The organism is Bradyrhizobium sp. SOJA106 (genome assembly GCF_059448745.1).
Map to the genome: position 1 here is coordinate 1988532 of NZ_CM182549.1, position 11354 is coordinate 1999885.

At 59.3% G+C, this 11354-nt stretch carries 6 protein-coding genes and 3 pseudogenes; 4 read left to right on the forward strand and 5 right to left on the reverse strand.

What is annotated here, in order from left to right:
- Positions 1-1657 precede the first annotated feature (1657 nt).
- Entirely contained in the window at positions 1658-4558 is a 2901-nt protein-coding gene (locus AC5V87_RS08865; RefSeq protein WP_495370686.1) for a Ulp1 family isopeptidase, read from the forward strand.
- Positions 4559-4756: 198 nt separating this feature from the next.
- Here the strand turns inward: AC5V87_RS08865 and AC5V87_RS08870 are convergent.
- From AC5V87_RS08870 to AC5V87_RS08880, 3 genes and pseudogenes are all read right to left on the reverse strand, one after another.
- Positions 4757-4973, reverse strand: a pseudogene (locus AC5V87_RS08870) (transposase domain-containing protein); the annotation flags it as partial.
- Positions 4974-5073: 100 nt separating this feature from the next.
- A complete protein-coding gene (locus AC5V87_RS08875) occupies positions 5074-6618 on the reverse strand; it encodes an acyl-CoA dehydrogenase family protein (RefSeq protein ID WP_495370687.1) in 1545 nt (514 codons plus the stop codon).
- Positions 6619-6873: 255 nt separating this feature from the next.
- Positions 6874-7072 (reverse strand): annotated as a pseudogene (locus tag AC5V87_RS08880) (alpha-L-arabinofuranosidase family protein); the annotation flags it as partial.
- Between AC5V87_RS08880 and AC5V87_RS08885 the strand changes: the two are divergent.
- The 3 genes and pseudogenes from AC5V87_RS08885 to AC5V87_RS08895 all read left to right on the forward strand — a co-directional run bounded on the left by AC5V87_RS08885 (position 7004) and on the right by AC5V87_RS08895 (position 7676).
- Entirely contained in the window at positions 7004-7156 is a 153-nt protein-coding gene (locus tag AC5V87_RS08885) for a hypothetical protein (RefSeq protein WP_495372049.1), read from the forward strand. The pseudogene AC5V87_RS08880 and the gene AC5V87_RS08885 overlap by 69 nt on opposite strands.
- Positions 7096-7314 (forward strand): annotated as a pseudogene (locus AC5V87_RS08890) (alpha-L-arabinofuranosidase family protein); the annotation flags it as partial. The gene AC5V87_RS08885 and the pseudogene AC5V87_RS08890, both read left to right, overlap by 61 nt.
- Before the next feature lie 86 nt (positions 7315-7400).
- A complete protein-coding gene (locus AC5V87_RS08895) occupies positions 7401-7676 on the forward strand; it encodes a hypothetical protein (RefSeq protein WP_495370688.1) in 276 nt (91 codons plus the stop codon).
- Between the two features lie 445 nt (positions 7677-8121).
- Here the strand turns inward: AC5V87_RS08895 and groL are convergent, their stop codons facing one another.
- Positions 8122-9762, reverse strand: a complete 1641-nt coding sequence (gene groL / locus AC5V87_RS08900) for a chaperonin GroEL (RefSeq protein ID WP_495370689.1) — start codon at positions 9760-9762, stop codon at positions 8122-8124.
- A gap of 85 nt (positions 9763-9847) precedes the next feature.
- Complete coding sequence (locus tag AC5V87_RS08905; protein ID WP_456840472.1) at positions 9848-10162, reverse strand: co-chaperone GroES; 315 nt, start codon at positions 10160-10162, stop codon at positions 9848-9850.
- Between the last annotated feature and the right edge of the window lie 1192 nt (positions 10163-11354).

The following is an 11354-nucleotide window of genomic DNA, read 5'->3' on the forward strand; positions in this document are numbered from 1 at the left end:
GTGGGAAGCTCTCTGGAAGTAGTTCGGCGAGGGGAGAATGTTCAGAGTGAGGTTGGCTGGTCACTCAGGTTGACCAGCTCGTGCCCTGGCGTGTCAAAGCCTGAATGGGCTGCGCTTGCACTCAAGCAGGGCCGTCGGCCTGTTATACCTTCCTGAAAGCTGGCTAATCTCCTCGTGCGGGTTTCGACGCCTTTAGGCCTTGCGCTCAGGGCTAACGGCGGGCATCACGCATCCAACACAGGCGGCACAAGCTGTATTTTCGTCTGCTTCGGAATCGTCGCCGGCCGCTTCTCTACTGACCTCGTCAGCCAAACAGCTGCTGTCAGCGACAATGGGTGCCGTAGCACCAGCGCGCGAGCGACACGACGCTCGCCACGCGCTGCGCAACAATTCTTGCCCTTGTCCTCGTCACTGCGCTTTCGCTGAGGTCCGGCTCTGGTTGAGTTTCAAAACCGGACCAGAAATGATAACACTATGCACCGTGTTCGTTCCAAACAAAGGTTTGCGCCGAGCCGATTACAAAGTCATTTAACAACTTTCGAATTTACGGCCTGGAGCCCTCTCCGCGGAGCGGGCGCAAGCTGGCTATTAGTTTGATCTGAAGGACGTCTGGTGGTTTTCATATGATCCCAGTGTCACACCGGAAGCAGCGCGGGCGCGACTCGGCGTTGGTCAGGACGGTGAATCAGACGCTGTCGCTGCCACGCCCGCACTGGTGAAGTTAGCAGAAACGTGACTCGGCGCCCAAAAGCCCCACGCATACACGGGGCAACGCGCTGTCCCTACCACGCACCACTAACTTCGACGTCACCGTACAGGGACTAGCTTTCCGAAAGCTGACGAACCCGACGCGATCCACAAAAGCGAAAGCGGCCGGTGTGGGGCGATGCCCTTCTGCGTGGCACCCACCCATCTGTCCAGCGGACATCCGATTTAACGGTATGATCAAGCATAGACATAAGCCGATCTCTGCAAAGAGATCGTAAAACTCGCATATGCCATGTGCCGCGAGAAGGTGTCAGCAGAAATCCATCGATATTTGCAAAGGCGCGGCTCTGCGACATCGCTGGAAAGACGATCCATTATCTCTGGGACTTCGACTACAGCTAGGCCCATCCGATCAAGCTTGAAGTGGTCGGACAACATGCCAACGAACGGCCCTTCATTGTTACTCGATGCCGCCGGTCGCGTCCCGAGGAAGATGTCGGCGGTGTGTCGGACGATGTCGCTCGATGTCAAAGGTGATCCGTCTGTTCCCGAGCACGAACACTGCGCCCGCGCGGCCCAGATAGATTTGATCGCTGCCGGTCGTCTTCGCATTGTCCGGAAAATGGAAGGCGCGTCAGCCGCTGGACCGACCGGGCGCATACACTTCCAACCGCGAGAGAAGATCGACCGCGGTCAAGTGCGGAGCCGCCGGTATGCCGTTTTGCAACCAGAGCAATGACGAGGCATCGGGTCCCATGCCGCCGGAAGGCCTCTCGGCCGCGAGGAAGGCGGGTTCTGACTCTCATGAAACCCCGCGACGATTGAGAGGCGCGGGGCAGTTTCCTTTTGGAGATGTGGCGATGCATGATTCGGCGATGGTCTCGTCAGCTTCTGGAAAGCCCATCGATAATAGGATCAGCTCAATTGATTTCTTGGACGTAAGGCTAGCATGGACCCGCACAATTTCGATCCATCCAATGTCCCAGCTTGGACTCGGGCGCAGCAGGCTGTTCCGGACGAGCACCAGGGGGGCCATGACGCGCAAAGGGTCTTTGAGCAGCACTTGACCGAGGCGCGCCCAACCAACCCGAGTCCTGTCTCCGGTGGCGGCCACAACTACCATCCCCATCTCTCTACAGAACATCGGGTCATTATCGACAAGGCGATTGGCCACTATGTGGCTCAGAAGAACCCGACGCAGAAGACAGTTAAGCGCTACACTCAGGCGCTTCGTCGACTTGGAAATCATCTTGGCGCTCATCGCCAAGCGATTGATCTGGGGGGGCATGAGGCCCTGGTCCGTTACGTCAAGACTTACTTCCCGAAGGACGAAGACATGAAGAAGGGGTTGAGTGTCCTTCGTGCGTATCATGATCCGTGCTTTGTGGCTTCTGGCGGGCGGCCGCGTACGATGCCCTCAGCGGAAGACGCGCCGCTCTCGGAGCGGCTTAGTGCCAGTGGCATGACACCGGGCAGCGCCGCTCGTCATGATCGTAGTCTTCGCAGATTTTCTAACGCGCTTAATCGTGCGGGCCATTCGATTTCCGGGCTAGACCACGCTGCGCGCATTGAATTCGCTCAGAAGTGGTTCCCGAAGGACGAGCATCTATTGTTCGCCTTAAACAAGGTTGGCGAGGCTGAGGGCGTTTCCGGAGCGGGTGCGTCTCGGAAGCCCAGCCGTCGTGCTGCCCCGTCGCCCACATTGCATCTTTACCCCGACGACGCTCGCATCATAGATGACCTGGAAAAGGCAGAGCTGAGCTTGCTTAAACCCGAGGACAGCCGGAGAAAAGTCGTTCAGAATCTGGCTCAGAACCAACGAAGATTCGGGGGGTGGCTTCAAAGGGAGGGGCGAGGGAGCATAGTGAGCCGACTCACCGGCACCAGTGAACAGCAAAAGTCTTTGAACGACGATCACACCGACTTTAAAAGAGCCAGTCGAAACGCCGACATGGGCTTCGATCGTCTTCGGAGCTACCTATTGCTCGTCGAGGCGAACGCTGCGCTGGGCGTCTCCCCTGATCGGGTGGGCGGAGAGCCGCGGCGTGGCGAGTCGAACTCAACGTGGTCGCCGCACCTGCCGTCCGATTTCGAGTGGCCGACGCCGGAAGCGGTGCCAGATGGGTCGTCCGCGATCTACCGAGGTCTCCAGTCTTTGGTTGATCTGCCGCACTCCTTGCAGGAGGTGAGAGACGATGCTCAGTCCGCGCCGGTGGGTGGGGCTGCTGCCGGACCGCCGCTCTTCACCGGACCACCTGACATGCCAGCTCAGTCGTCAGACATCTACCGCGGTCTCAATTCTTTCGTTGATCTCCCATACACACCGCAGCAGATGCAAGACGATGCTGAGTCCGCGCCGGTGGGTAGGGCTGCCGCCGGACCGCCGCTCTTCATCGGGCCACCTGACATGCCAGCTCAGTCGTTAGACATCTACAGCGGTCTCAATTCTCTCGTGGATTTACCGTACACACCGCAGCAGATGCGAGACGATGCTCAGTCAGCGCCGGTGGGTGGGGCTGCGGGGAGACCGCCGCTCTCCACCGAACCATCAGACGCGCCAGCTCAGTCGTCAGACATCTACCGCGGTCTCAACTCTTTGGTTGACTTGCCGTACACGCCGCAGCAGATGCGAGATGATGCTCAATCAGCGCCGGTGGGTGGGGCTGCACGCAGACCGCCGCTCTTCACCGAACCATCCTACTCGCGAGCTCAGTCGTCGGACATCTACCGCGGGCTCAACTCTTTGGTTGATTTGCCGTACACGCCGCGGCAGATGCGAGACGATGCTCAGTCAGCGCCGCTGGGTGGGGCTGCCGCCACACCGCCGCTCTTCACCGAACCACCACACACGCCAGCTCAGTCCTCGGACATCTACCGTGGGCTCAACTCTTTGGTTGATTTGCCGTACACACCGCAGCGGATGCAAGATGATGCTCAGTCAGCGCCGGTGCTCAACTCCGGCGGTAAACCCGAATTCTTCGTCGGGCGGTCGGGCGTGCTTCAGGAACTTGAGGACATCGGATACCGGGCCGGCGAGGATTGGCAGGAGGAGACCTTCATTGGGCCGCTGAACTGGGTCGGCCGGATCTCGATGTTATCCAGGACACCGGGCAGGAAATCTGGTACCGGCTTGGAGCCAGTGAACGGTGAGACCTACTCGATCACATTGGGGCCCCAAGGAGGCCGCGACGCGCAATTCATCCATGATCCTCGCCCGCCCCATGTCCCGGGTGCTCAGCTTGGCCCAACGGCTACCGCTGCCTATTCCGACCATCGCAGCGGCCCCGTTCTGGGCCCCACGCAGTGGCTGGGTGACGAGCATATCCAGCGGGATTATGAGCTCCTGGCGCACGAGTTGCAGCAAAACAATCCGGATCTCGCCGCCCGAACGCGGTTCGTGGATCCCCTGATAGCCCAGATGTTGCGATCTCCCTTTAAGGAGGTCGCCGAACGAGCATTAGGGTGGGTTCGCTATGATACAGCCGAGTTCTTATTCCTGCCGGTGAGCGATGCCAGCGATACGGATAGACATCGGCGCGGCAGTCACTGGTCGCTGCTGCTGGTTGATCGCCGCGATCGGGGCCGACCGGTCGCCTATCACTATGACTCCACCCAGGGATACAATGACAGGCCCGCAGCGGAACTCGCAGGACGGCTCGACGCTAACCTGCAACGGGGCGCGATAAGTCAGCAGCAGAACGGTTATGACTGCGGCGTCTTTGTCGTGGACGGCACCCGGGAACTGGTTGGGCGATTGGCAGCAAGACGGCCGGACCTGAACCTCAATAATCTTGTCATCAGTCGGGAGGCACTGCGGGACCGACTAGGCCCTGGTGTCCGCTTCAACTGAACAGGGTGCGCGATCGAGTCAAATGCGCTTCTTGCCGATCGAAGATCCGCAATCGGCGTGTTCGCAGAGCATCATAGTGTCTCACGTGAGGAGGTGAGTACGCATACGACGAAGACCGCCTCATTCACGCATGTGCGCGGGCACAATGAGCTCTGCGGCTTGCTGACCGGCGGGCTTATCGGCCTGGCGCAGGAGCTTTCATTCCCAGGGCAGCAGTTCGTGCAGGCGTGTCGCGGGAAGGTCGCCCGATCCGGGTCAGGACCTCGGCGAGACAGGCGTTGGGCTCGACGTCGCTGAGGCGACAGGTCCTGATCATCGTCAGCATGATGGCGGCACGGTCGGCCCCACGTTGGCTATGAAGGTCCAGTTGGGCTCCCAAGGCGATGCCTCTCAATGCGCGCTTAGCGCAATTGTTAAAGGGCATGATGCTTTCGGCGCCTCAAACGCTGATGGTGAGGACTGGCCGGCGGCTGCCGGGACCACCAGGTGGAAAGACGTCCGGCATCCGCCAGATGTCAGACATACTGCACCAATCTAAGGTAATCGTCCGTGAGGACAGGTGAGCGAATAGAACAAGCCGCGTCTTCAAGGAAGGTGGCCAGAGTCCGACTAGCCCGATTGCGGACTTCGACAGATTGCCGAGTCGGCGCGCGAGTACGGAGAGTTGCAAGTTCGGAACTGACCAGGTCAGCCGCCGCTGCCGCGCAATCTGAGGCAGAGAAGCAACCAGCAGACATGACGGCTTTTGCCAGTCCCAATGTGGTGAGCCAACCCGCATAGATCAGCACGGCACCGTCGGTCTCATTGAGCCCAGAGAGCTCCTCGATTGCAGCAGCATGGACTGATGCCGCTCCAACTGACCGAAAGAGATTGGCTATTTCGTCCCGCGTGGCTTTAGAGAGGAGGCAGCGGCCGAGATGTGATAGGAGCGCCTCAGTCGGACCTTCGAAGATGCGAAGGATGCGAGCGTCTCGATAGATTTTGGCTAAAGGCGCTCCCTCGTCGTAACCACGGCCACCTAACAGCTGGACGCATTGATCAGCGACAAGGCCGCACCACTCCGAGGACAAAACCTTCGTTGCCGACGCAAGGTGGACGTTTGGCGCGCCCTGCGCTGAAACAAGTCGGCAGGATGCGGCCAGCATCGCCTTCACGACTTCCCGCCGCAGCACCATCTGTCCAAATAACTGCTCGATGTAGCTGTTCTCGATCATACGCAGTTTACCGAGCCGGCGATGGCTTGCATAAGAGGCCGCGACCTGGATAGCGCGCTCAAGGGCTCCAAGACCCATAGCAGCCACACCGACACGGCCGCAGTTCATACTAGATGCCGCCGCGCCCCAGCCGTCTTGATCGCGAGAGAGCACGTAAGAACGCGGCACCTCGACATCGTGGAACTCAAGGGTATTCTGAATGATGCCACGTAGACCGAGTGTGCGATGCTCGTGCGTGACCTTTAGGCCTGGAGCTTGCCGGTCAACGAGTACACCAACGAGCCGACCTTTCGCATCGGGTCCAGACGCGCGCGCAAAGCAAACGATCCAGCGAGCCCAGTCAGCGAGGCCGATCCAGATCTTGCGGCCAGAGATACGAACTTTATCTTCGCGCATGAGAGCCGAAGCCTCTATGTGCCTCGGGGCCGAGCCAGCTCCGGGCTCCGTCAAAGCGAAAGCGCAGAGATCGCCACGTGTTGCACCCCAAATGATATGCTTTTGTTCGGGGATGTGTGGTGCCGCTTGGATGCAGGGCAAGGCCAGGAAGTTATGGATGACGAGGGTAGAGGCAGCGGAGACATCGAAGGATGCAGTGGCGGAGATGAGGTTGATGGCCTCCTGCAATGGAAGAGCTAATCCGCCGTGCTCTCCCGGTGTGGTGAGCCCGAACAGTCCATGCCTTGCCAATATGCTGTGTAGGGTCGGAGGGAATGCCCGGCGGTCATCCGCGTCAGCGAAATTCAGCTGACTGAGGTCAGAGATCAAACTGGAGTTTAGTGCAGCTGAACGGCCTTCGGCCGTGCGTTCCTGCGCCTCCCGGAATTGGGAGTAAACCTGAGTATACATAGTCATAAGTCCGACAATGAACCCGGTCGCGCTTCGTGCCAATTCATCCCCGTGGCTATCTCGGTTACACATTGGTATAGTGTAGAGGTAAGCGCAGTATAAGCCCGTTCTCCGGGACTTCGATTTATTGCGGCCGCTGCGCGGGCTCTCATCAAGATACGTCTTGTCGATATGACCTTTCGGAGGCGCACGCTCGTTTCAGTGACCTCCCATTCTGCTCAAGACTCCGCGTTGTCGATTGGTGTTTCGTCCCTAAGGCGGCGGCGCTCTTTGCCCTATCTGCCACGGCCCATCCATCTCATTGCCCGAGGCACCACAGCTTGATCCTATGAGGCGTCCGCCAGCCGTGCTTGCGGCGGAGCTCCGACCACGCAGTTCCTCCAGGATGATTGCAGTATTCGACCAGATTGCGAGCGGCATCGCCGCCGGGATTCCGCAGATTGACGGCAATCATCGTCGCGACATCGACGGCCCTGCAAGCCCGGCCATCGGAGCGCAGACGAAAGAGGTTTTCAGAAGGACGTGCTGGCGCTGGTGAACGAGCTCGGCCTGACCGTCGTTCGATATCCTGGCGCAAATTTCGTCTCCGGTTACAATTGGGAGGACGGCGTTGGACCAATAGAGACGAGGCCGGCGCGCCTCGACTTGGCTTGGTTGAGCACCGACCCGAACAGCTTCGGCACCAATGAATTCATGGTGCCACCGTAGATGCATCGGCCCAGATGTTACCCCAAAGCACCAAACAGCCGAGGTCCGTGTGACCAGCGGTTAAGTCGCGATCGATGAGAATTTTGGCTTTCCTCATGTTCTTCTCGGGTGGCCTGCTGGTGATGACAGTTACGGCATCGCTGCTGCTCTGCGAAAAGAGCGAATCAAAAGTTGTGCCGCCACTGGAGAGAACGGCATCAAGCCGAACAGCATCTAATGTAGGATTTGAGGAGTACGAGCCGTTCGGCAGCGGCGTCGTGGGAGATACCAGAAAGAGCCTACAAAGAAGTGGGATGTCGACGATCCGCATCGAGCAGGGCAGCGAGTTAGTCTCGCGCAATCTTGACTGAGGGCTACAGCGCGGCGTTACGCTTGGTTTGGCAGCCCGGCAAGGCAAACGATGATGCGTTCATCCAGGCCTTCAACGGCCGCTTCCGGGCGGGATCTGCGATCGATGCCTACGCCTTGCAGACGCACAGAAAAAGGGGGAGATTTGGCGCAAACACTACAACAAAAAAGGGCCTTAGAGAGCAATCGGCAGCAGATCGCCAATTTTACCGCAAACCCACTTGGCACACCAGCCCGCGAACGCTCTGGGTGGTACCAAGTTCGGTGCCGCTGCATCCCCAAGAAACTCATTTCCCGTGATCTGCCTGACCGTATGCGCAACAGCATCGATTGCGCAACCTGCCGACACACAGCGGCTCGCTAGGGTTACGTTGCAAGCGCGCCGAAGCAAAACCCTGGTATTCGTGCCAGGGTTTTGCATGGTCATCGACACTTTGACAGGGTAGATCAGAAGTCCATACCGCCCATACCGGCGCCCGGAGGCATTGCTGGACCAGCCGCGCCCTTCTTCGGCAGCTCGGCAACCATCGCTTCCGTCGTGATCAGCAGCGCCGCCACCGAGGCAGCGTTCTGGACCGCGATGCGCACGACCTTGGTCGGGTCAATGATGCCCTTGGAGACAAGGTTGCTATACTCGCCTGTCTGCGCATCGAAGCCATAAGAGTACTGCTCGTTGTCCAGGACTTTGCCGACCACGATCGAACCGTCTTCACCGGCGTTGATCGCGATCTGGCGGGCCGGCCAGGACAGCGCCTTGCGCACGATCTCGACGCCGGTCTTCTGGTCGTCGTTCTTGGTGCGCAGGCCTTTGAGCTGCTCGGAGGCCCGGAGCAGGGCGACGCCGCCGCCCGGCAGGATGCCTTCCTCGACTGCCGCGCGGGTCGCATGCATCGCGTCATCAACGCGATCCTTGCGCTCCTTCACCTCGACCTCGGTCGCGCCGCCGACGCGGATCACCGCGACGCCGCCCGCGAGCTTGGCGAGACGCTCTTGGAGCTTCTCACGGTCGTAGTCCGAGGTGGTCTCCGCGATCTGCGTCTTGATCTGGGCCACGCGCGCCTCGATGTCGGTCTTCTCGCCGGCGCCGTTGACGATCGTGGTGTTCTCCTTCTCGATCATCACCTTCTTGGCGCGACCAAGCATATTGAGCGTGACGTTCTCGAGCTTGATGCCGAGGTCTTCCGAGATCGCCTGGCCGCCGGTCAGGATCGCGATGTCCTGCAGCATGGCCTTGCGGCGATCGCCGAAGCCCGGAGCCTTGACGGCCGCGACTTTCAGGCCGCCACGCAGGCGGTTCACGACCAGCGTCGCGAGCGCTTCGCCTTCGACGTCTTCAGCGACGATGACCAGCGGCTTACCGCTCTGCACCACGGCCTCGAGCAGCGGCAGTAGCTCGTTCAGCGAGGACAGCTTCTTCTCGTTGATGAGGATGTAGGCGTCGTCCATCTCAACGCGCATCTTGTCGGCGTTGGTGACGAAGTAGGGCGAGATGTAGCCGCGGTCGAACTGCATGCCCTCGACGACGTCGAGCTCGGTCTCAAGCGACTTGGCCTCTTCGACCGTGATCACGCCTTCGTTGCCGACCTTCTTCACGGCGTCGGCGAGGAACTTGCCGATCTCCTGGTCGCCGTTGGCCGAAATGGTGCCGACCTGGGCGATCTCCTCGTTCGAGGTGACCTTCTTCGAGTTCTTCTGGAGATCCGCAACCACGGCTTCGACCGCGAGGTCGATACCGCGTTTCAGGTCCATCGGGTTCATACCGGCGGCAACCGACTTGGCGCCTTCGCGGACAATCGCGGCGGCCAGGACGGTCGCAGTGGTGGTGCCGTCGCCGGCAGCATCCGCGGCCTTCGAAGCGACTTCGCGCACCATCTGGGCGCCCATGTTCTCGAACTTGTCGTCGAGTTCGATGTCCTTGGCGACGGCAACGCCGTCCTTGGTGATGCGAGGCGCGCCGAACGACCTGTCGAGCACGACGTTGCGGCCCTTCGGACCAAGCGTGACCTGCACGGCATTGGCGAGGATGTCGACGCCGCGCAGCATGCGGTCCCGCGCGTCTACTCCGAATTTGACTTCTTTGGCTGACATTAAGAATTCCCTCAGTTCTTATTTTTTCACCCTTCAGCGCGCCTAAGTGGGCGCTCTTCAGGAAGTGAGCTGTGCGAGCGCTGGGTTAGGCAGCTTTCTTGTCGGAAAACACATGGGTGAGAACCCCCATGATGTCGCTCTCCTTCATGATCAACAGCTCCTCGCTATCGATCTTGACTTCGGTACCTGACCATTTGCCGAACAGCACGCGGTCCCCGACCTCGATGTCGATCGGAATCAGCTTGCCGGTCTCATCGCGGCCACCCGGGCCAATTGCAATGACTTCGCCCTGCGAGGGTTTTTCCTTGGCTGTGTCGGGAATGATAATGCCACCAGCGCTCTTCTCATCGGCGTCGATGCGCTTGACCACGACGCGGTCGTGAAGCGGACGGAAATTCATACAAGACTCCTGAGCGTTTTGAACAAGTTGGAGATAGTCACATTGTGACAAGCCCAATTATAGCAAGGGTCAGGCCAAAATGAGCTGAACGATCCACGCCTGCATTCTGCTGATCCGTTGCTTGGCCTGCGCGTGTCCTTGTCCGGAAGCAGACACCCTTAGATATACAGGCGCCAAGCTGTCGCGGAAATGACATTACGTGTCGCCGAAACACCCGGTTGAGCCCAGGGTTCCTCACGCCCTTACACCGATTGAAGCGCCGCGTATTTCGACGTCGCTGTCCGGCCTGCACCTGATTGCTTTGTCTGACAGCAGCGGCGGGAAAACGTGGAGCGCACAAGATTCAGCGAAGAGCTGACTCGAGCAATATGAGATCCATGCGCATAATAATAAATATGCCAACTATTCCATCGCGGGGCGTTCAAGAATTGATCTGCTCCGACCTATCAGGCAATCGGACGCTGTACGAACACAGCAGAGGCCGGCCATGAGGAAGTCGCACGGAGTCACGCGTCGTCGTCACGGTCGCCGACCACACGTTCGACCGACGCAGCCCGGCTCGCCCAATTCGGATGATCGCCGTCTTCTTCACATTTGTTGTGTTCGCGACTGACTAGTCATGTTGCGACCTAATGTCCGAGCCGTCTGCCCGCACTCAGGCCTTCAAAAACACACGCACACTTTCCCGCTGTCCTAAGCGGCTGGCACGAAACTTGAAACCCGTATGTTGGCGGCAGCAGTTGTTGACCCGTCGTCCTATGCAAAAGGAGAAAGGAATGGATTTGCCAGCTTATGGAGTGACTGAACTGACCTACGAAGAAGCGTGCGCTGCTGGGGGCCATCTTTGCTGGATCGAGTGGGTGCCAGATCCTTACACGGGTGTGTTGGTCCAGACAGTAGTCTGCGAAGATTAAGCAGCTTGCGTGAAGAATAGCTGGCGAGCCGGCGCGGTGAACAGATGCAGGCCGGCTCGCCTCAGGCTCTTTTGGAAACTTCGTTGCGGAACGAAACGCTTTCGTGCCCGCGCGCATTTCTCGTGTCCTTGCCGTCGGCAACGATCGGGTTGTACACGGCCAGGAAGTTCTGGTTCTCGACGAAAAGTTCATTGAGGAGGAAATCGGTACGTTGGCGGACGAAATCCGTCTGAAGCGTGATCGTGCCAGTGACGTCCGGGATCTAATTTCTTTCGACC